This window comes from Wohlfahrtiimonas chitiniclastica DSM 18708, assembly GCF_000375345.1.
In the GTDB taxonomy this organism is placed as follows: domain Bacteria; phylum Pseudomonadota; class Gammaproteobacteria; order Cardiobacteriales; family Wohlfahrtiimonadaceae; genus Wohlfahrtiimonas; species Wohlfahrtiimonas chitiniclastica.
The window spans coordinates 62,291-84,724 of sequence record NZ_AQXD01000005.1 but is presented as its reverse complement, the minus strand read 5'-3'; the positions used below and the strand labels follow the sequence as shown (position 1 = coordinate 84,724).

The 22,434-nt window shown below is 44.4% G+C and carries 21 protein-coding genes; 14 read left to right on the top strand and 7 right to left on the bottom strand.

From position 1 onward, the window contains the following. Positions 1 to 16: 16 nt before the first annotated feature. The gene (locus B143_RS0109255) at positions 17 to 1,378 is read right to left on the bottom strand and encodes a sodium-dependent transporter (protein ID WP_018123056.1); all 1,362 of its coding nucleotides are present in this window, start codon (positions 1,376 to 1,378) and stop codon (positions 17 to 19) included. Positions 1,379 to 1,765: 387 nt separating this feature from the next. Here B143_RS0109255 and B143_RS0109250 point away from each other — a divergent pair, with 387 nt between their 5' ends. Next, positions 1,766 to 2,665: a DMT family transporter gene (locus B143_RS0109250; protein ID WP_018123055.1), complete on the top strand. Its 900-nt coding sequence runs from the start codon at positions 1,766 to 1,768 to the stop codon at positions 2,663 to 2,665. A 35-nt stretch (positions 2,666 to 2,700) separates the two neighbouring features. On the opposite strand, the gene trpA is transcribed toward B143_RS0109250, so the two are convergent. From trpA to nhaC, 6 genes are all read right to left on the bottom strand, one after another. Beyond that, positions 2,701 to 3,504, bottom strand: coding sequence for a tryptophan synthase subunit alpha (gene trpA, locus B143_RS0109245; protein ID WP_018123054.1), 804 nt, complete (start codon positions 3,502 to 3,504; stop codon positions 2,701 to 2,703). A gap of 2 nt (positions 3,505 to 3,506) precedes the next feature. Continuing rightward, positions 3,507 to 4,697, bottom strand: coding sequence for a tryptophan synthase subunit beta (gene trpB / locus B143_RS0109240; protein WP_155964884.1), 1,191 nt, complete (start codon positions 4,695 to 4,697; stop codon positions 3,507 to 3,509). 7 nt (positions 4,698 to 4,704) lie between these two features. Further along, positions 4,705 to 6,078 carry a bifunctional indole-3-glycerol-phosphate synthase TrpC/phosphoribosylanthranilate isomerase TrpF gene (gene trpCF / locus B143_RS0109235; protein WP_018123052.1) on the bottom strand — a complete coding sequence of 458 codons (1,374 nt, stop codon included), beginning with the start codon at positions 6,076 to 6,078 and terminating at the stop codon, positions 4,705 to 4,707. A 2-nt stretch (positions 6,079 to 6,080) separates the two neighbouring features. Next, on the bottom strand, positions 6,081 to 7,088 hold the full coding sequence (gene trpD / locus B143_RS0109230; protein ID WP_018123051.1) for an anthranilate phosphoribosyltransferase: 1,008 nt from the start codon (positions 7,086 to 7,088) through the stop codon (positions 6,081 to 6,083). Positions 7,089 to 7,350: 262 nt separating this feature from the next. Continuing rightward, on the bottom strand, positions 7,351 to 8,571 hold the full coding sequence (locus tag B143_RS0109225; protein ID WP_018123050.1) for a pyridoxal phosphate-dependent aminotransferase: 1,221 nt from the start codon (positions 8,569 to 8,571) through the stop codon (positions 7,351 to 7,353). A gap of 121 nt (positions 8,572 to 8,692) precedes the next feature. Then, positions 8,693 to 10,147: a Na+/H+ antiporter NhaC gene (gene nhaC / locus B143_RS0109215; RefSeq protein WP_018123048.1), complete on the bottom strand. Its 1,455-nt coding sequence runs from the start codon at positions 10,145 to 10,147 to the stop codon at positions 8,693 to 8,695. A 224-nt stretch (positions 10,148 to 10,371) separates the two neighbouring features. Here nhaC and B143_RS0109210 point away from each other — a divergent pair, with 224 nt between their 5' ends. The 13 genes from B143_RS0109210 to ispE all read left to right on the top strand — a co-directional run bounded on the left by B143_RS0109210 (position 10,372) and on the right by ispE (position 22,434). Then, on the top strand, positions 10,372 to 11,226 hold the full coding sequence (locus B143_RS0109210) for a DUF2157 domain-containing protein (RefSeq protein WP_018123047.1): 855 nt from the start codon (positions 10,372 to 10,374) through the stop codon (positions 11,224 to 11,226). Further along, a complete protein-coding gene (locus B143_RS0109205) occupies positions 11,213 to 12,148 on the top strand; it encodes a DUF4401 domain-containing protein (protein WP_018123046.1) in 936 nt (311 codons plus the stop codon). Before B143_RS0109210 ends, B143_RS0109205 begins: the two co-directional genes overlap by 14 nt. Beyond that, positions 12,145 to 12,603 carry a GDYXXLXY domain-containing protein gene (locus B143_RS0109200; protein ID WP_018123045.1) on the top strand — a complete coding sequence of 153 codons (459 nt, stop codon included), beginning with the start codon at positions 12,145 to 12,147 and terminating at the stop codon, positions 12,601 to 12,603. Before B143_RS0109205 ends, B143_RS0109200 begins: the two co-directional genes overlap by 4 nt. Before the next feature lie 90 nt (positions 12,604 to 12,693). Next, complete coding sequence (locus B143_RS0109195; RefSeq protein ID WP_018123044.1) at positions 12,694 to 13,245, top strand: HdeD family acid-resistance protein; 552 nt, start codon at positions 12,694 to 12,696, stop codon at positions 13,243 to 13,245. 96 nt (positions 13,246 to 13,341) lie between these two features. Then, positions 13,342 to 13,839 (top strand): division/cell wall cluster transcriptional repressor MraZ, encoded by a 498-nt coding sequence (gene mraZ / locus B143_RS0109190; protein WP_018123043.1) that lies wholly within the window; start codon positions 13,342 to 13,344, stop codon positions 13,837 to 13,839. Between the two features lies 1 nt (position 13,840). Beyond that, positions 13,841 to 14,626, top strand: a complete 786-nt coding sequence (gene murI, locus B143_RS0109185) for a glutamate racemase (protein ID WP_026165787.1) — start codon at positions 13,841 to 13,843, stop codon at positions 14,624 to 14,626. 21 nt (positions 14,627 to 14,647) lie between these two features. After that, a complete protein-coding gene (gene pepN / locus B143_RS0109180) occupies positions 14,648 to 17,182 on the top strand; it encodes an aminopeptidase N (protein WP_018123041.1) in 2,535 nt (844 codons plus the stop codon). Continuing rightward, positions 17,179 to 17,724: a nitroreductase family protein gene (locus B143_RS0109175; RefSeq protein ID WP_018123040.1), complete on the top strand. Its 546-nt coding sequence runs from the start codon at positions 17,179 to 17,181 to the stop codon at positions 17,722 to 17,724. Before pepN ends, B143_RS0109175 begins: the two co-directional genes overlap by 4 nt. Before the next feature lie 2 nt (positions 17,725 to 17,726). After that, entirely contained in the window at positions 17,727 to 18,500 is a 774-nt protein-coding gene (locus B143_RS0109170; RefSeq protein ID WP_008314136.1) for a TSUP family transporter, read from the top strand. 13 nt (positions 18,501 to 18,513) lie between these two features. Beyond that, entirely contained in the window at positions 18,514 to 19,008 is a 495-nt protein-coding gene (locus B143_RS0109165; protein ID WP_008314135.1) for an acyl-CoA thioesterase, read from the top strand. A gap of 516 nt (positions 19,009 to 19,524) precedes the next feature. After that, positions 19,525 to 20,943 (top strand): APC family permease, encoded by a 1,419-nt coding sequence (locus B143_RS0109155; RefSeq protein WP_008314133.1) that lies wholly within the window; start codon positions 19,525 to 19,527, stop codon positions 20,941 to 20,943. A gap of 115 nt (positions 20,944 to 21,058) precedes the next feature. After that, positions 21,059 to 21,610, top strand: coding sequence for a lipoprotein insertase outer membrane protein LolB (gene lolB, locus B143_RS0109150; protein ID WP_018123037.1), 552 nt, complete (start codon positions 21,059 to 21,061; stop codon positions 21,608 to 21,610). Continuing rightward, positions 21,610 to 22,434 (top strand): 4-(cytidine 5'-diphospho)-2-C-methyl-D-erythritol kinase, encoded by an 825-nt coding sequence (gene ispE, locus B143_RS0109145; RefSeq protein WP_018123036.1) that lies wholly within the window; start codon positions 21,610 to 21,612, stop codon positions 22,432 to 22,434. The genes lolB and ispE overlap by 1 nt, the downstream gene beginning before the upstream one ends.

The window sequence follows — 22,434 nt, the reverse complement described above, 5'->3', positions numbered from 1 at the left end:
TTTTTTCATGCTCGATTTACACAAAGTTCATAATGGCGATCACAGCGATCAACAATGGAATGCAATATTTGATGTAATAGAACAATGGAACGGCCAATTTATTGTTCACAGTGCCATCATTGGTGATCTCTTCGATCATTGCAGCACGCTTTAACACAAAGCCAATGAAGATACAGGATAAGAAGCTCGTCAATACGAAAAATACGTTCGCACTGATGCTGTCAAAGGCATCAAAAATCGTCATGTCAAAGATTCTAACATCGTGCCAAGGACCATCGGATAAAATGCTGGGTAAGTTACCGAGTAAGAAGATCACCGCTAAAGTAATGAACGTTGCAAAACGGCGGCTCACGGGCGTTTTTTCCACCAATGTGGTGATGATCACTTCATAAATGGTTAAAGATGTGGTCAATGCCGCTAACAATAACAATGTGAAGAAGGCTAAACCCACCACTGTACCAAATGGCATGCTAGAGAAGACAACTGGCAATGCTTGGAATACCAACGTTGGGCCCGCGCTTGGCTCAAGACCACCTGAGAACAAGGCTGGGAAAATCACAAAACCGAGCATCAATGGAATCATGGTGTTGATCACACCTGTAATGATGCTGATGCGTGCCATGTTCTCTTTCTTATTTAAATAAGAGGATAACGTAATCATCACACCAAAACCTAAGCTTAAGGCAAAGAACACTTGTCCTAATGCTTGAAGGAAAATGTTCGGGCTGATTTTGCTAAAATCTGGCACAAGGTAGAATTTAATCCCCGCGGATGCACCCGGTAATTGTAATGAATAGATCACCATCACAACCAATAAGATTAAGAAGATGGGCATGATGCGCGAGATTAATTTTTCAATCCCTTGAATGATGCCTTTGGTCAAAATGTAGTAATTGATGCCCACAAACAATAAGGTGTAAAGGCTGATCTTCCAAGAGTCGGAGATGGAGTCTTTAAAGAAGGTGGCAATTTCACGGTTATCAATCTTTTGGGATAAGTCGATTGAACCCATCGCAATGTCTGCAATGTAACCAAATACCCAGCCGCCAAGCACCATGTAATAGGCCAAAATTCCAAAGGCACCCAAGATGGCAAAAATGCCAATGCCCTTCCACCATTTAGAAATGGGGTTGGGCAAATTGCCACGACCGAAGGCGTCAATGGTGTTGGTGTGTAAACGACGGCCAATGATGTGTTCTGCCATGAGCATCGGCACGCCAAGCACAATCATCGCTAAAATGAAGACCAATAAATAAGCGCCGCCGCCATTTTGCCCCACTTGATAAGGGAAGCGCCACGTGGCACCAAATCCGATCGTCGCGCCCGCCACTGTTGAGATATACAGCAGTTGGTTACTCCAACTCTCACGCTTTGACATAAATCCTCCAGTACATTTAATTTTTTATTATAACGTCATGTAATTGTCTTGATGGTCTCATTTTTTGAGCAACTCTTGGCTTAATACTGCACCGACAAGCACATTTCAACTACATTCATACTAAATTTAAGTGGGTTATCCACAAAAATGTGATTCGATAAGGTATTACATAAGGGCTCAACAATTCAAGTGCTTTGGCCAATATTTTTTATGCATTCATGACCATTAAAAAATAAACAATGAGTTAAACAAAATAAGCTCTGCATTCGCATAGACTTTTAACTACGATACCACTACAAAAATGGGCACATCGTGACGCACAAATCGTTTGACCTTGCATGCAAGCCATTTTACTATCATGAATCCATTTAATTTTTTGATTGATCCATGCCCATCACCTTTGCCCCACCACTGAACGCAAAAAGCGCCGTCATTAAAATGTCCATCGCCATGATCCTCTTTGGATCTGTTGGCTTTTTCTCCGAACGCAGCGGCGTGCCCGCTTTAGAGCTTGTCTTCATCCGTTGCATTTGCGCGATGCTCTTTTTGGGGCTGTTTTGGATTTTCTCCGGTAAATTGCGCCATGAAAAGTGGCATTTACCTGAAGTGCTGCGCATTTTGCTCTGTAGCGTCTTTTTAATCCTCAACTGGGTCTACTTTTTTAAAGCAATTGAAGTGTCTGGCGTGACTGTTGCCATTTCCATTTATCATTTAGCGCCCGTCATTGTGATGATCCTTGGCGCCTTCATTTATAAAGAGCGTTTAACCCTCATTCCTGTGCTCGCCATTGTGATCTGTTTTGTGGGCACTTTAGCGATCGCGGAGATCAACCGCACCGCATCTGTGGCAGAGTTTTTCTCCCCCGGTTTAATCTTCGGGCTATTATCCGCCCTCTTTTATGCATTATTGACCCTCACCGGCAAAGGCTTTAAATACGCGAGTTCATACGCAATCACCACCATTCAAGTGGCATTTGGCGCATTGTTATTGGTGCCATTTGTAGATTTCTCAGCCTTTAATGGTTTGACTGAGCTCAATTGGTTTTATATTGCCATCACAGGCTTTGTGCACACAGGCATTGTGTTTTATCTGTTTTTTGATGCCATTCGTCATCTCTCCACACAAATGATTGCCATTTTAGTCTTCTTAGATCCGCTTGTGGCAATCTTGATGGATCTTTTCATTACGGGTTTCATTCCATCGATGGAGCAATGGATCGGCATTGTATTGATCTTTGGCGGCATGGCTCTAACCTTGATGCCGAAGAAAAAAGCGGCCCTCATATGATCAAAAAGCCCACAATGTGGGCTTTATTGTGTGACTTATTTCGTCCCGGCTTTTAAGCCGCGTGCGGCTGAAGCCAGTACAGAAAGTAACTCATCAACATTGTCATGATAACGCTCAATGATGGAGACTAAAAAGGAGCCGGAAATCGCACCATCAGCGCCCATTTTAATGGCTTCAGAGACTTGTTCCGGCGTACTGATGCCAAAGCCCTGCACAATGGGCACATCCGTCACAGAGCGAATGAGGGCAACCAATTGCGGCAAACCTTGATCCATCTCTTTGCCCAAGCCTGTTGTGCCATTGCGACTCATGAGATAAATGTAACCTTCTGCATGGGCTGCCACTGCACGAATCGTCGCTTCATTGGCATTTGGCGGCACAATGAAAATGGATTCAATGTCATGTTTACGCGCTGCTTGTTGAAACGGGGCAAACTCATTGAGTGGTACATCCACCACCAATACAGAATCGACTCCCGTGGCTTTCGCCTTTGCATAAAACTGCTCAAGACCTGGTTTAAACACAAGGTTGGCATACATCAATAACCCGATCGGTAAATCTGGATATTGGGCACGCACTTGAGCAATCACTTCAAAGGATTTGGCCACGGTTGTGCCAGATTCCATCGCACGTAAACCTGCATTTTGAATGATTGGGCCATCGGCCATTGGGTCAGAAAACGGCACGCCAAGCTCAATGGCATCGGCACCATTGTCCACCAATGTTTGGATGATTTTTAAAGAGTCCTCAGGATTTGGATCGCCAATCATCACAAATGGAATGAATGCACCTTCCCCTTTTGCCTTCAATTCACTGAATTTAACACCATAACGACCCATGATTATTCCCCCTTCTCTTCAAAAATTTTTGCCACTGTAAAAATGTCCTTATCCCCACGACCTGATAAATTCACCAAAATGAGCTGCTCTTGATCAGGATTGTTGCGGATCATTTTAAGGGCATGCGCTAACGCGTGAGAAGACTCAAGTGCCGGCAAAATCCCTTCATGACAACAGAGATCTTTAAACGCTGCCAAAGCTTCATCATCAGTAATGGAAACATATTGGGCGCGGCCAATGGATTTTAAATGGGCATGTTGCGGCCCAACCGATGGAAAGTCTAAACCTGCGGATACTGAATGGGATTCTTGAATTTGCCCCTCTTCATTTTGCATCATTGGGGCTTTCATGCCAAAGAAAATGCCGGTTGAACCATGCCCAAGCGGCGCACCATGTTTACCGGATTCAATGCCGTGACCACCCGGTTCCACGCCAATCAACGCCACATTCTCTTCAGGAATAAAATCTGTGAACGTACCAATGGCATTTGAACCACCGCCCACACAGGCTAACACAGCATCTGGTAAACGACCTTCACGTGCCACAATTTGTGCTTTGGCCTCTTCACCGATCATTTTTTGAAATTCGCGCACAATCGTTGGGAATGGATGCGGACCTGCTGCCGTGCCCAATAAATAATGGGTGGTTTTATAATTTTCAGCCCAATCGCGCAGTGCTTCCGTGCAGGCAGATTTCAATGTTGCGGTGCCGGAATACACAGGAATCACAGTCGCGCCCATCATTTTCATGCGAAATACATTTGGCTCTTGGCGCGCCACATCTTTTGCCCCCATATAAATGCGGCAATTTAACCCAAGGAGCGCACAAGCAATCGCCGTCGCAACGCCATGTTGCCCTGCGCCTGTTTCAGCGATGATCTCAGTTTTACCCATGCGTTTGGCCAATAAAGCTTGCCCTAGCACTTGGTTCGTTTTATGCGCGCCGCCATGAAGCAAATCTTCACGCTTTAAATAGAGTTTAGATTTTGTGCCTTTGGTTAAATTGCGGCACAATGTCAACGCTGTGGGGCGACCGGCAAAGTTTTTGAGTAAATCCATGAATTCTGCCTGAAACTCAGGATCATTTTGCGCCTCAACAAACGCCTCTTCTAATTGATTCAATGCTGGCATCAAGAGCTCCGGCACATATTGCCCGCCAAACTCACCAAAAAATGCATCTAAAATTGCCACGATGTTCTCCTTAATTCTTAATCGATGTACGAATCATATGAAATACTGTATGAATCTTCTCTGGGCTTTTTTCGCCCTTATTCATCTCAAGCGCTGAGTTCATATCCACCCCCATGATTGGATGCGTCAGAGCATCTCTCACATTATGCGCCCCAACGCCGCCCGCTAATAAATAACGGTGCGCAGGTAGATCATCAAGGATGGACCAATCAAAACTTTTGCCCGTACCGCCTGATTGATAATCAAGGACAATACAGTCAATCGCTCGATGGGTTAAATAACTTTGATATTTTGCCATATTCGTGGCATCTAGCGCCTTAAAAATCTCTGTGGTTTTTGGCAGCTTTTCACGCAAGGCATCAATGTAATCTAAAGACTCATCACCATGGAGCTGAACTGCCTTTAAATTCAATGCATTGCTGATGGTCACCACGCGTTCTAGCGCTTCATTTTGAAATACACCCACATACTGTAAAGGCACCGTTTGCAACGCTTTAGCTTTTGCGGGCGTAATGAAACGCGGGGATGTTTCCACAAAGATCAATCCGCCATAGTAAGCACCTGCATCAAAGGCCGCTTGTGCTGCCGCTAACGTTGTTAAACCACACACTTTATGTGTGCCCACAATCAATGCACGCACCGCAGATTCTAAATTGGCCGCACCCATCAAATGGCTGCCCACTAAAAAGCCATCGGCCACACTTGATAAATCCACCACATCTTGATGGGATGCAATGCCAGATTCACTGATCACAATGCGATCCTCAGGAATGAGCGCTGCTAAACGGCGCGTTGTGTTTAAATCCACCGTTAATGTATGTAGATCGCGATTGTTAATGCCAATGACGCGTGCATCTAATGCAATCGCACGTTTAACCTCCGCTTCGTTGCTCGTTTCTGTCAAAACGCCCATCTTTAAACTGTGCGCCACTTCACGAAGGGCAAGATATTGTGCATCGGATAACACAGAGAGCATCAACAACACAGCATGTGCCCCTTTAAGGCGGGCATAATAGATTTGATACGCATCGATGATGAAATCTTTGCACAATAACGGTTGATCCACCATTTGTTCAGCGAGGGTTAAGTTCTCATAACTGCCGCCAAAATATTGATGATCCGTCAAGACAGAAATGCATGTGGCAAACGGCTGATACGCTTTTAAGATTTTCGATAGATTAAAATCAGGGTTGATGACACCTTTTGACGGGGATTTTGGCTTACACTCCAAAATAAAGGCAGGTTTTGCCGCACAAAGCGCCGCATAAAAGTCGCGGGGACTTGCTAAGACATCTTGCTTAAAATTATTCAGTGGCTTTGCTTGCTTCATCAAGCTCACTTCTACATATTTATCCGCCACAATTTGCTCTAAAATCGTTGCCATCTTTAACCCCTTTGCACCATTTGTTGTAAGAGTTGATATGGGCGACCGGTGCGCATCACGCTTTGCACTTTTGCCACATTCTGTTTTAAATCGCGTTCGCCAAATAAGCGCATCAATAATGCCACATTTGCTGCCACCACATTTTCATGGGCAATGGCGCCTTTACCTTGCAAAATACGCTCTAAAAAAACTTTATTTTGTGCAGGTGTGCCGCCGCGAATGTCATCGATCGTCATCACAGGCAAACCAAAATCCTCTGCCGTTAAATAATATTCTTCAATCTCGCCATGATTGAGCTCTGCCACATGGGTATCTGCATGCAAAGAGACTTCATCTAACCCCGCTGTATGAATCACCGCAGCATTTGTATAACCCAGATTTTTTAAAATGTTCGCCATCGGCACAATCAATGAATGATGATACACGCCCACAATGGCAATGCGAGGGCGCGCAGGATTGATCAAAGGGCCAAGCACATTAAAAATGGTGCGCGTTTTCAGTTCAGCACGCACCGGTGCCACATTCTTAAAGCCTTTATGATATTGCTGTGCAAATAAGAAACAGACACCTAAATCATCGAGCATTTTTCGGGAATCGGCGGCGGTGGCATGAATGTTCACGCCAAGTTCTGTCAATACATCAGAGGAGCCACTTAAACTTGAAACACTGCGATTGCCATGCTTAGCGATCGGGTAACCACAGGCAGCCGCCACAAAAGTGCTTGCGGTGGAAATGTTGATGCTGTTTGCCCCATCGCCACCGGTGCCCACAATGTCTGCAAAGGCATAATCTGGCGTTGGAAATGCTTCAGCATTTTTTAAAGAGGCCAAAGCTGCGCCCGTCACTTCGTCCACAGATTCACCACGCACTTTCAAACTTGTCAATAAAGATGCCACATGCAACGGCGGCACATTGCCGGCAATAATGTCGCTAAAAACATCAAAACTTTCCGTTTGGGATAAATATTCACCGTTATAAACTTTTAAGAGTGTTGCTTGTGCTGTTGTCATGATTGCCTCATCTAAAATATTGTTTGAATTCTGTTAGATCGCGGGCAATAAAAAACCCGCATGTTGGTGCGGGTTTTATGGATGCTTATGACATTATTTTTGCCATGACGCCACGAAATCTCCCGCCTTGTGAGAGATTTGCCACCATAAGTTACGTTGTACTTGTGCGTGCTGCGTCATGAATGAATTCCTTAAAATTGATGGTTTTTAATCTAGCTCAATAAAAACCATCCGTCAATAGGGGCAATTAAAATTTTTAATCCTAAGAAGGTTCACGAATGCTTTCAAGATAGCTGCCAATGCGATGCACGGCATCGGTCAATGTATCTGTATAAGGCAAAAACGTGATGCGAAAGTGATCTGGCGTTGGGTAGTTAAAGCCTGATCCTTGCACGATCAACACGCGTTTAGATTCCAAAAGATCGAGCGCAAACTCCTCATCAGACACAATGCGATAAGCTTCAGGATCCATTTTTGGGAACATGTACAACGCACCTTTTGGCTTCATACAACTCACGCCTGGAATGCTCGTCAATAAACGGTGTGCTGCATCACGCTGACGAGTCAAACGCCCTTCTGGCGCGATCAATTCATTGATGCTTTGATAACCGCCAAGCGCCGTTTGAATCGCCAATTGCCCCGGCGCATTTGAACACAAACGCATGGATGACAGGACATTTAAACCACTGATGTAATCTTTAGCATGCTTTTTAGGCCCTGAAACAATCATCCAACCGGCACGATAACCACATGCGCGATACGCTTTTGACAAGCCGTTGAAGGTTAAACACAAAACATCATCCGCCAACGATGCTGTCGATGTATGCACCTGTCCATCAAAGACGATTTTGTCATAGATTTCATCTGAAAAGACCACCAAACCATGTTCACGGGCAATTTGCAGAATGTCCAATAAGATTTCATCACTGTACAGCGCGCCCGTTGGGTTATTGGGGTTGATGATCACAATCCCTTTGGTGCGCGGCGTGATTTTAGAGCGAATGTCCTCAATATCAGGCTGCCATTCGTTCGCTTCATCGCACATATAATGCACCGGTCGCCCACCCGCTAAGGCAGTGGCAGCGGTCCACAATGGATAATCTGGCGTTGGAATCAACACTTCATCACCACTGTTTAACAGCGCATTTAAACTCATGGTGATGAGTTCAGAAGCACCATTGCCGATGTAAACATCATTGACATCCACATTTTTAATGTTCTTTTGCTGGGCGTAATGGACGATGGCTTTGCGTGCGGCGAAAATCCCTTTTGAGTCCGTATAGCCCGAGGCATCTGGCAAGTTCATGATCATGTCTTGCACCATTTCATCCGGCGGTTCAAAGCCAAATGGGGCAAGGTTACCAATATTTAATTTGATGATTTTAAGACCATCTTCTTCCATTTGATTCGCTCGATCGAGGACGGGACCGCGGATCTCATAGCGAACATAATTCAATTTATCTGATTTATTAATCACTTTCATAGCGCACACAAGCCTTGTTAGATAAGACAAACAAAAATCTAATATAGCCACAAAGTGCTGTATAAGCAATCAATGGTGCGTCTGTACCCATGAATGCCCCATCATTCATGGGCAACCATCATCAATCTAAACGCTTACTCATGCGAAAACGCTTCACTTTTTTCGGCTTTTCGCCATCTTCATAGGTTTCAATCGTCCAGCCGGTGCACGCATAGAAAATGGCAATGAGTGGACTCAATAGACATAAGAATGTGTACGGCAAATAACTGAATGACGCCACGCCCAATGTTGTGGTCATAAAGGCACCGCATGTATTCCATGGAATGAGTGGCGATGTCATCGTGCCGGCATCTTCTAGTGTACGCGAGAGCACTTTCGCTTTAATGCCGCGTTTTCTGTATTCATCAGCGTACATTCTACCCGGAATGATGATGGACATGTATTGATCACACCCCACAATGTTGCCAGTAATGCAGGTAAACACCGTAGAAATGATGAGGCTTTTGGTTTTTTGTGCAATTCGTGCAATGTGCCCAACGATCACCTCAAAAATTTTAGTGAATTCTAAAATGCCACCAAAACACATCGCAATGATCACCAAAGAAACGGTGGATAATACCGCCGTGATGCCGCCATTGTTTAATAGATCACTGAGGGTTTTATTATCGGTTTCAATGTGATAGCCATCATAAAGCGAATTTAACACCATCGATGCATCCGCCCCTTGTACAAAAATTGCGCACAATACACCTAAGGTTGAACCGATCATCAGCCCCGGGAATGCAGGAATCTTAAAGATCATCATCACAATGATGAAGGCAGGCACAAGGAGCAACCAAGGAGAAATGATGAAAATCTCCTTTAAATCTGCTTGTAAAGCTGCGGTGACTGCAGAGGTGTCCGTCATGGTGCTTGCTTGAGAAAATCCCAAAATGGTGAACAAAATGAGTGAAATCACCAAAGCCGGAATCGTGGTGTAGAGCATGTATTGAATGTGCTCAAAAAGATCCACACCCACAATGCCCGGCGCTAAGTTTGTAGATTCTGACAAGGGCGAAATTTTATCCCCAAAGTAAACGCCAGAGATCACAGCACCTGCCACCATTTCTGGCTGCATGCCTAATCCATAACCGATGCCCATAATGGCAATGCCAATGGTACCTGCAGCTGTCCATGCGTTCCCTGCTGCAATGGAAATGATGCAACAAATGGCGCATACCGCCACTAAAAAGTATTGGGGTTCTAAAATGTTTAAACCGTAATAAATGAGCGTTGGCACAATGCCGCCTGCAATCCATGAGGCAATGATGGTGCCAATCACCATCAAAATCACCACCGCTTGCATCGCTAAACGCACCGCATCTAACATGCCGCGCTCTACTCTGCGCCAAGAGAAACCTAAGCGCATCGCAACCATTGCGGCAACACAAACACTGACCAATAATGGAATGTGTGGACTTGTCCCAAAGATGAAAATGCCCGTCACGAGCGCGATCATCATAAAGACCACAGGAATTAAAGATTCAAATAATGAAGGTAGGCGACCCTCTTCGCCTACAGGGGGAATAATTTCCATATGTACAAATTTCCAAAATGAAAAGGTGGAAAAAAAGTAATCAGAAACTGATCGGCGATTGGGGGTTGGCTCTTGATTGAAAGAGTTGGCGAATGATATGCCTCTTTATCGAAAAGAGATAATTAATTTTATTTATGAATTCCCCACCCTTTTCAGAACCGGTTATGATGGTATTAAACATTGATCGATTGATTGTCTACCCCATTTTTTCACCCAGGAGTTTTATGCACACACGCAATCCTATCAGCATTTTATCCCTGCATCTTGATCTGCTTGGCGTGATGCTTGTGACCGCTGGCATCATCTGTTTGACGGCTTTTAACTGGCTGTCACTGACCACTTTTGTAAAATTTTCATTGTCTGAAAGTGCCATAATCATTGTATTTATTTATGCAATGTGTACACGATCACCGGCACGCCGCACCCTTGCCCTTGGCTTATTTGCTTTATTGGTGGGCTGCTTTTGGACGCTCTTTGGGCAAACCTATCAAATCAATAGCCATTTGTATCATTTACCCATGATTTGGTGCTTATCTTTACTGCCCTTTGCTCTGCTGTTGAATGATCGTTTTTTAACTGCCTTCACTTCCTTACTCGCTTATCTTTTCATCATCAATTATTTACAAACCTATTGTCACAATATCACGATTGTCCTTGTCAGTATGGTGCTGCTCTCTCTTTTATTCAATCTTGTGTTCATTTATTTCAGCACTCGATCGAGCTTGAGCTTTGTCCATGGCATGAGTGCTCTCTATTTTGTGTTGATGTGGGGCAGTTTTATGGTATTGCTGTTTGATTTATCGGTTCGGGATCAATGGGTTGTCTCACGGATTGTCGCTGTCATTGGCACACTCTTCACTTTGGCGCTTTACTATTATCTGCGTGAAAAAGCCCAAGCCATTTTGAGCTATTTAGCGGGCATGATCACATTATTTCTATTGTTGCTAGAGCTCTTTAGCAGCGCGCTTGGCTTCTTTAGCCTCAGCGTTGTGGGATTGATGATGATTTATCCTGCTTATCGTGGCGCAGAAGCACTCTTTAATGCCGCTCGTTTTGGAGATCATCATGCAAACCCTTAACCTCAAACATTTCCTCCATGCAGGATTAATGTGCGTACTCACGTTAATTTTGATGAGTTTTCCTGCCTATTGCGTGGCACAGTTCGAAGACAATACAATGCTGCTTTATGGCTTATGCATTGCATTCATTGCCATTGCTGTTTACATTTGTCGCCGATGTCGTACAGAACGTTTCAGCCATCAATTTTTAGTCCTCGCTTCCCTAACCTTATCTGCACTGTTTACCAATGGCGCGGCGCTATTAATGGCCAACAACGATTGGGATCAATTGATTAAAAGTTTTGCTTTCGTCAATGCCATTTATTCGCTGGTGCTCTTATTCGCCCTCAATAATGGTTACATCAGAATTCTCGCGATCCTTGTGTTGTGCTTGATGGGCATGATTGGCCTGTATGCACAGACAGATGTGGCTTGGCCTTATTATGGGCTGCTTGCGTTCACGCTTGTGTTACTCTTCGCTGCATGGTCAAAATCCACCCTGAATCTTGAATGGATGATTGCCCTTACACTCTGTGTCTTAGGCATGACGTTATTTGAACTCTGGCTCAAAGATTTTGGTTTTCACATCATACAACCGCCACACCTTTTATCATTATTGCCCATAATGGGGGCATTGCCTTGGTTGCTGCGCAGTCCCGCCGATCGCTCATTACGCATCATAAGCGCCGCGGCTCTATTGATTGCCTTATGGTTTTTGCCGCTGAATGTGGTCATGGGCGCAGTTTTAGTCCTCATTGGCATTCTCAAAGGTGAGCGCGCCCTACATGTTTTAGGTTTACTGCTGTTCACTGTTGCATTGGTGCTCTATTACTATCAATTGAATCTCTCTCTTGATCAAAAAGGTTGGTTATTATGCATCAGTGGCCTTCTGATTTTATTGCTGCGCACACTTTTACAACACACCCTTTGGAGAGCAAAATGACACGCACTCGAACCCTCATCGCTTTTATTTTACTCGGTGCACTTTTGATCTTCATGAATGTCCAAATTTTGCAAAAAGAGCGCATTAAAACTGAAGGCGAAACCATCTACTTTGAACTTGCGCCCGTTGATCCCCGTGCCTTTATGCTTGGCGATTACATGGCGCTGCGTTATGCCCACCCCTTATTGAATGAAGATTATCAGCCGATGATGACATTTATCGTCACATTAGATGAACACAATGTTGTCACACACGCTGAGCCTTACATTGGCGGAACTTTACAGGACAATCAGCGCTTATTTAACATTCAAGATCAACTTCGCCCCACACGATTTTACTTTCAAGAAGGGCTTGCACCTCATTATGATAAAGCTCGTTATGGCGCCTTTAAATACATCGATGCCGATCACTTTTTATTAGAACATTTAACCGATGCCGCGCGTAATTTTTTATAAACCTGACGCCCATTCACCTTTTCATGTTTTTAGACCATTCAGTGCTATAATGAACAAGGTTCTTCAATTAATAACTACAAGGAGACAAACATGACAAATTCAACAATCAGTCAAAATAAATGGTGGCTCTCTGTCATTATCGGTGTGTTGTTCATTGTGCTTGGCATTTGGAGCTTAATGACGCCGGTGGCCACATTCTTAACCATCGCCTACTTCATTGGCTTTATGTTTTTATTCACTGGGGTTGCGGAAATTTTCTCCGTCTCCAGCCAAAACCCTAATTGGGGTTGGTCACTGTTATCAGGCGTACTTGACTTCATCATTGGTATTCTTTTCCTCACCATGCCGCCAGGTGAAGTGATGTTGGTCACAACGTTCCTCTTTGGTTTCTGGATTTTATTTAGATCCATGCTAGGTTTAGGTTTAGTGTTGAGCCTTAAAAACAGCACCGATAATCCTAAATCAGACCAATGGAAAAGCATCATTGCCTTACCCATCATTGGCATTGTATTAGGTTTCATATTCTTGTTGTCCCCTGTGATTGCAGGCGGCATCATTGTGGGCATTTTCAGTGCGTCGATCATTGCGTTTGGCGTGTTTGAGATTTACTGGGGTCTTTTCCTCAAAAAATCTTCTGTTTAAGCTCATCTCAAAGAACCCCGAACCGTCGGGGTTTTTCTTTGCGCGGGCAAATTGTTGCTGTACAATCACTGAACCATCTTCAACGATCGATCAAACATGAAACATTTTTTGGGGGAATTTGAGGTCAAACTCGATGCTAAAAAGCGTCTGATGTTGCCTATGCCCTTAAAAAAGCAGCTTGTGGATACGGATCGCTTTGTCATCAATCGCGCCTTTGATGCGTGTCTAAACTTCTATCCTTTTGATGTATGGGAAGAGGTCGATCATGAATTAACTAAACTCAACCCCTTTGTGAAAAAAGAGCGGGATTTCATCCGCTTTGTCAGAGGCGGCGCCACAGAAGTGACGCTAGATGCACAAGGTCGCTTTGTACTCCCAAGCCGATTAATGAGTTATGCCAATATTGACAGTGACATTGTTTTATCTGGCAATGGCGCTTTAATTGAAATTTGGGATCAAGCCACTTATGATCAAGCCCTGAATGTTGATTCAGACACCTTCTCTGAGCTTGCCGAAGAAGTGATGGTAAAATATGAAAAAGACGCGCTCTTTGATTTTGATGAGCGCATTGTTGTCCCCATTATGCGTCGCTAACATGAAAATAGGATTTATAGATTCTGGCATTGGCGGGCTCTCTGTGATGAGTGCCTTCATTGATTATCCATTGCCTGCTGATTATTACTACATTGCAGATACGGCTCATTTGCCTTATGGCTTAAAATCCCATGAGTACATCCATGAGCGCATCACCACATTGACTGAATATTTATTGGAAACGCATCACATTGATATGCTTGTGATCGCGTGCAATACAGCCACCGCCATCAGTGCAGAAAAACTGCGTCATCAATTGCCACAAGATTTCCCGATCATTGGCATTGAGCCTGCCATTAAACCTGCTGCGCGCGCATCGATCACCAAAGAGATTGCCATTGTTGCCACCTCATCGATGATCGAAAACCCTCGTTTAACGCGCCTCATTGATCAATTTGCCCATGAAGTTTCTGTCATTAAAATCGCCGCCGATCCGTGGGTCACTTTAGTGGAAAAAGGCGACACTGAAAGCATGGCGGCTCAAAGCACATTACAAGAGACGTTAAACGTGCTGAACAATACACATGTGGATCAACTCATTTTAGGCTGCACCCACTTTCCCTTTTTGCAAGAAGCACTGATGGCGCTCGTGCCGCCTTCTGTGACACTTGTGAATCCTGCCTTTGCAGTGGCAAAGCATGCAGAGCACTGTTTACAAGCTTGCCACATTGCGCCTGAACGCACGCCAAGTTTTCATTATTTTACCACGGGGAATTTAAATGATTTCCAACACCAAATCACCCACCTTCAGCTGCCTTCTGGCACTGTACACACACTGGATATTTAGCTGAATTAAGAGGATAAAATTATGCCTGTATTAAAAAAAGTCTTGCGCCAAGATTATCAAGCCCCTGACTTTACCGTCAGTGACGTTGCCCTCACCTTTGAATTAAAGCCGGTGGATACATTGGTCACCGCGACTTTAACTTTGCAAAAAAATCCTGCCACCGCTGGGCGCACAGTGATTTTAAATGGCACGCCGACCTCTGAGCTCATTGCGCTCTCCATCAATGGCACCGCGCTCAACATTCATGAGCTCACCATCATGGATGACAACATTCATCTGACAGATTTAATGGATGATGCCATCACGATCACCCTTTCAAACCGCTTAAAACCTGCCAATAATACTGCGCTTGAAGGATTGTATCTATCAAATGGCATCTTCTGTACCGATTGCGAACCTGAAGGCTTTCGCAACATCACCTATTTCCCTGATCGCCCGGACATCATGGCGAAATACACCGTCACCATCATTGCGGATCAAGAAAAATGCCCCGTCTTGCTCTCTAATGGTAATTTGATTGAAGCGAAAACCTTAGACAATGGCTTGCATCAAGCGATCTGGCACGATCCATTTCCAAAGCCGAGTTACCTCTTTGCATTGGTTGCCGGTGATTTAGGCTTCATTGAAGATCAACACATGCGCCCAAATGGTACACCTGTTCAGCTTCGTATTTATGCAGCGCACAATGAATTAGAACAATGTCATTATGCCCTTGGCGCCCTTAAACGTGCGATGGAATGGGATGAAAAACGCTTTGATTTGGTGTGCGATGTGGATCAATACAACATCGTTGCCATCCATGATTTCAATGGCGGCGCGATGGAAAATAAAGGGCTCAATATTTTCAATGCCAAATATGTGCTCGCAAATTCAGAAATCGCCACCGATGCAGATTTTGAGACCATCGAATCCATCATTGGGCATGAATATTTCCACAATTGGACAGGTAACCGCGTCACGTGTCGCGATTGGTTTCAGCTCTCTTTAAAAGAGGGTTTAACGGTGTTCCGTGATCAAGAGTTCACAGCGGATTTGCGTCATCGTGGCTTAAAGCGCATTGATGATGTCAAAATGCTCAGAAACTATCAATTCCCAGAAGATGCCGGCCCATTAAAACACCCGATTCGCCCAGAAAGCTATGTGGAAATGCGTAATTTTTACACCACAACGGTTTATGAAAAAGGCGCTGAAGTGGTGCGTTTATATCAAACCTTGCTCGGTCAAGAGGGCTTTAAACGTGGGCTTAACCACTATTTAGATCGTTTTGATGGCACCGCTGCCACGTGTGATGACTTTTTGCAATCAATGGCAGAGGCAAACAGTGCAGACCTTTCAGGTTTAGAGCATTGGTACAGTCAAGCTGGCACGCCGCAGCTGCACGTGACCAAAACCGTGAATGATCATGGCATCACCTTGCAGTTTAAGCAATATTTAAGTGCAGAAGGTGAAAACCTCAAACCACAGCTCATTCCCATTAACTTTGCCCTCATCAGCAAAGAGGGCGAAATGTTGCATGAAGATCTTTTCATATTAAAGACTTGGGAAGATGAATGCTTCATTCCTTGCGAAGATCAAACAGCCGCGCTCTCTTTACTGCGTGATTTTTCAGCACCTGTACTGTTAAATTATGATTACAGCACTGATGAATTATTGACAATTGCCTATTATGATACGGATGACTTTGCCCGTTGGGAAGCCGCGCAACGCTACATTGCCAGCATCATTGGCAATCCTGATTTGACGCTGGAAGAAAAACAACAGCGCTTCAGTGATCCGCTTGAGCATTTATTGACGCTGTGTAAAACGGCACCAAATTTTTATGCCCTTTTCTTAACGCCGCCGCATGCTGAATTCATTCAGCGCACGAGCCGTGAAAAGAATCTTCATAAAATCTGGACGGATCTTGAAGCGGTGATGACTCATGCCGCAAAACGCTACGAAAAAGAGTGGCTTGCCATTTATGAAGACATGGCCATTGGCAATACCGCCGCGCGTGATCTTAAAAACTGCGTATTGGCGTATTTAGCAAAATTGCCCAATCATGAATTGACGGTCACGCGCCAATATGAAGCAGCCACAAACATGACTGATCGCATGGCTGCCCTTCGTGCCGCAGTTATGAATAATCACAGTACCAAAGAAACTTTGCTGAATCTCTTTTTAGAGCAGTTTAAACATTATCCATCGGTAGTGGACAAATGGTTCTCATTGCAAGCGAGCAGCCCATACATTACGTTAGATCAGCTCAATTTATTGCGCGCGCATCCAGCCTTTAACATGCACAATCCGAACCGCGCGCGCTCGCTCTTTTCTGCCTTTGGGCAAAATAAAGTGGCGCTCTATCAGCAACCTAGCGTATTCTATCCATGGTTGCTTGAGAACATTGTGATGATCGATAAAATCAATCCACAAGTGGCCGCACGTTTAGCCACGCCATTCTCACAACTTGATTTTTTACCGAAAGCAGATAAGAATGATGTGCATTCGCTAGTGAACAGCCATTTGTCTGATTCACTCTCTAAAAACCTTGCGGAACAGTTGAGCAGATCACTATGAGTATTCAAGAGATTGTCACAAAACGTCGCACCATTCATCACTACAAACCTGTGGCGGTGGATGAATCCATCATTGATGAGGCGCTGCGCTTAGTGGTGCATGCACCGAATCATCATCTGACATTCCCGTACCATTTTTATAAGGTCAAAGGCGATGTGCGCAGTGCGCTGTTGCAATATGCCTATGATTCGTTTGCGGTGAAATCTAAAGAAACGGCGGATCAAAAGATCCAAAAATGGTCAAACATTCCCGGTTGGTTATTGGTGACGCAAAAACGTGGCGCTGAACCAAAAGTCACGAAAGAAGATTACGCCACAATTTCAATTACCATGTACATTTTAATGCTGGCTCTTGATGAGCGTGGCATTGGCTCAAAATGGTCCACAGCTTCCCTCTTTGAAACCGAAAAATGGTATGAGATTTGTGGTGTGGATGCCGACAAAGAAGAGATCGTTGGCATGCTGTGGTACGGCTATGCGGATAAAGAGCCAAAAACTTTTGCAAGACCGAGCATGGATCAATACTGCTCCACATTGGAGTAACCATGAACTATTACGATCCGAGCCTGTGGCTGTTTGTGATTTTATTTGCCGCAGCCATTTTAGCAGGCTTTGTGGATTCCATCGCAGGGGGCGGCGGTTTAATCACCGCACCCTTAATGCTCAGCATTGGCGCGCCGCCACATGTGGCGCTCTCCATGGGTAAATACATGGGCGTTTTTGGCACGTCCCTGGCCGCTTGGGAATACATTAAGCGCAAAGTGATCCGCCCTAAAGAGTGGATTTGGTGCGCATTGATGACTTTAATTGGGAGTTTTACAGGCGCTTTATTGCTGTTAAGTTTAGACCCGAGCTTCATCAAAAAGATGATTCCGCCGCTATTGATTGCGGTGGGCATTTACATGCTGATCCCTAAATCAAGAAAACAGGCACAATCGGAAGACGGCGCCGTCTCTCAACCTAAGCAAATTGCCTCGGGGCTTGGCCTTGGGTTTTATGATGGTTTCATTGGCCCAGGCACAGGATCGTTTTGGACGGTATTGTATAATCGTATTTTTAACCAAGATTTTTTAGTGGCATCCGGTGTTGCTCGCTTAATGAATAGCATGAGTAACATCGCCGCACTTGTGATCTTTGCCGTGGCAGGAAAAGTGGCATGGTTCATGGGTGCATTTATGGTGGTTGGATTTATGTTAGGCAGCTACATTGGTGCCCGCAGCGCCATTCGTTATGGCGAAAAATTCATTAAACCACTTTTCATCACCCTCGTGTTTATCATCGCAGGGCGATTGACTTACATTGAGTATTTTACAAACTGATAAAGAGATTGAAATGAGCGACGAAACAACAACTGTACTTGCGCCAGAGCGTGAACTCGAAATGACAGTATTGATGACCCCAGACATGGCCAACTTCTCTGGCAATGTCCACGGTGGTGATTTATTAAAACTGTTAGACCAAGTGGCTTATAGCTGTGCCAGTCGTTATGCTGGGCAATATGTGGTGACCTTATCTGTGGACTATGTGCTGTTTAAAGAACCCATTCATGTACAAGAATTGGTGACCTTTAAAGCCTCCGTCAACTACGTGGGCAACTCATCGATGGAAATTGGCGTGCGTGTTGAAGCAGAAAACATCACCACCCGTCAAAAACGTCACACCAACAGCTGTTACTTTACAATGGTTGCCGTCAAAGATGGTAAATCCACCAAAGTGCCACCCCTTTGCATTGAAAGCGAAGAGCAAAAAGTGCGTTGGAATAAAGCATTGATGCGTCGTAAGGCACGTAAACTCAGCCAAAAAATCTTAGATGATCAACCGGCATAAGGTGATCTGACATAAAGGGCCTTCGGGCCTTTTTTTATACTCATTTCTCTATTCTTGACCGGTTCTCAACCACTGATGTGCTCGATGAGCAAAAAACAGAAACCCTCAATGCCCTTGCCATGAGTGATGATCATTTTTATGCGTTTGGTGATCCACAAGATTACCCATTTAATCGCACCGCAAATGTACACTTAACTTTCTTATTGTTGCCATCATCCCCGTTTATTGAGTGTGGGGACTCTCTTGCAACAATGGCAGATGCTAATTTGTCAGATAATGTCTTATAAATGATGGGTTTAGAAAAAAAGCAGCACTTTTGGGCAAAAAAATGTAGCCAAACGCAAAAAATAATGTAAAATCCCCTGATTCCTCATATCCTTATGAGGAATTTTTTTTAGAGCAAAATTTAATATTGGGTATTTTGCTCGATCACAAGGGGGCAATAATTCTTTTGAATTAACGCGCATATTTATCTCTCTTTCAACATGCCATTAAACGGCTGGGGGAAATAAACTTATGTTAACAAACAACCAAACGTTATCTCCTAACGTTACCAATAACGGTTCAGCAAGCTTGCAGAAAACTTTAGTCCTCTGGCAACTTGTTATGATCGGTTTAGCTTATATGCAGCCTATGACGGTGTTCGATACGTTCGGCATTGTGAGTGATGGTACGGGCGGACATGTTCCAACAGCTTATATTGTGACCCTCGTTGCGATGATGTTCACAGCTTTGAGCTATGGGAAAATGGTTCGACGCTTTCCATCGGCAGGTTCTGCTTATACTTACGCACAAAAATCCATTAATCCTAATGTGGGCTTTGTGATCGGTTGGTGTACATTATTGGATTACCTATTCAATCCGATGATCAACATCCTCCTTGCAACCATCTATTTAAAAACGCAATTTAGTGCCGAAATCAGCATTTGGTGGTACGTTGTGCCGTTAGCAGCGATGATGACTTATATCAATTACCGTGGTATTGAAATGGTCGCAAGCTTTAACAGCATCATTGTATTCTTCCAATTGTTATTGATGTTGATTTTCCTTGTGCTCGTGGTGAAAGGTTTATACTTTGATCAAGTGGGCGCAGCGACACTCGTGAGCGCAAAACCATTCATCAGCCCTGAGATGTCCATCAGTGCAGTGGCGGCCGGTTCTGCAATCTTGTGTTTCTCGTTCTTAGGATTTGATGGTTTAAGTTCCTTATCTGAAGAGGCCAAAGATGCCGCTAAAGCTGTACCGAAAGCGATCTTCTTAACCACTTTAATTGGCGGGATCATCTTCATTTTCATCACTTACTTTATGCAGCTTTTCTTTGAAGGTTATACATTTGTGAACCCTGAAGAGAGCCAGCCAGAAGTCTTGTTGTATGCCGCAGAACGCTCTTTAGGCAAGTTCTTAGCCGCAACATTCTTCCAATCCATCGGATTGTGGTTAGCGATTTTTGCAGTATTTGCCTCAGGTTTAGCGGCACATACAGGCGTATCTCGCATGATGTATGTGATGGGTCGCGATGGCGTATTCCCGAAAAAAACATTCGGTTACATCAATCCTAAATACAAAACACCTTCCATTAATATTTTAATCGTTGGGATTGTATCGTTGAGCGCAGGTTTCTTTGATTTAGACTTTGCCCTTCACTTAGTGAACTTTGGTGCATTGACGGCATTCTTCATTGTGAACGTCTGTGTAATCGCGCAATACTACTTCAGAGACAATCAAAAATCAGGATTCCGCAACACTTTCCATTATTTGTTCTTACCGTTCCTTGGTATGCTTTGTATCGGTTATTTATGGTACAACTTAGAAGCCATGGCATTACAAATTGGTTTGGTTTGGGGCAGCATTGGTATCATTTATTTGGCATTCGTCACTAAAGGCTTTAGAAAATACCCACAAGCCTTCATTGATCGCCAACACAATGTTGAATAACCACTAAAGTTACACCCTCTACACCCGCATTCAGTGCGGGTGTTTTTCATTGTCCGTTTACAATTTAGGCAATCCTTGTTACAGTTTTCACAATTTTTAACTTGAGAACTCCACTATGTCCATCAAACGTTTAGGGCTTGCCGCGGCTGCAATGCTCATCATTACAGGCTGTGCCACACACATTCCTGACCCAAATCAACCGCTTGAAAGTTATACCGCCATCGGTCGCGCGGCTTTAAAAGCACCAAACAACAGTGGACAAGCAAGCTTTAATTGGCAGCAAATTTCCCCTGAAAATTTAAAAGTGATCATCCAAGGTCCGCTTGGCAGCGGCAGAATTGATTTGGTGGTAACGCCCACCGAAAGCACCCTTAAAACCGATGATCAAACCTATAAAAGCGAATCTCCAGATGTGCTCTTTAGTGAGATCACAGGCTTTGATTGGCCAATTTCTGGGATGACGAGTTGGATCGTGGGCGAACCCGGTGCGGCTTCTACCCTCGTTAAACGCGATGCACAAAACCGCATTGAATCCTTTGATGAAGATGGCTGGCATGTGGAATATAAAAAATGGGGTCATTACAAACAGCGTGACATTCCAAAAACCATCGAGCTCACCCGTGACAATGTGCGTTTACGCCTCTTAGTGGAGCACTGGTTGTACTGATGATGCATTATTACCCTGCCCCCGCGAAGATCAATCGCTTTTTGCGCATCGTCCGCCAAGAGGACAATGGTTATCATTACCTCCAAACGATCTTTCAATTCATCTCTTTGACGGACACTTTAGGTTTTGAACTCCGGACGGATGATCAGATTGTGGCGGATTATCACAATGAATTCATTCATGAAGGCAATGATCTGATCGTTAAAGCCATTCGCTTATTACAAGCGAAAAGTGGGCGCACCACAGGCGTGACCATTACTTTAGATAAACACATTCCGATGGGTGCAGGCTTAGGCGGTGGCAGCTCAAATGCCGCAACGGCGTTGATGGCCATCAATGAACTGTATGGCTTGCATTACTCTTCTGAAACGTTGCAAGCCTTAGGGCGCACACTTGGGGCAGATGTGCCAATCTTCATCTATGGACAAAGCGCATGGGCAGAAGGCATTGGCGATCAATTCATACCGATGATGCCAGAGGAAAGCGCGCAATATCTCATCGTGCCACCGATTGCCATCAGCACGCAAAAAGTGTTTCAATCAGAGCATTTAGCGCGCAACCATCCGATGTTGCCACAATCACCAGATCAACCTTATCTCAATGATTGCACCTCTGCCATTGTTGCACTCTATCCTCAAATGGGGCGCTATCTCACACAATTGACGAACATTGGTGTGATGCCAAAAATTACAGGTACAGGCGCCTGTATTTACATCGATGTGCCCACAGAATCACAAATGGCACAATTGATGGATTTAGCAAATCTAGAAGGCTGGCAAGTTTTACCTTTTAAAACCCTCAATCGCAGTCCTTTCCATGCTTAA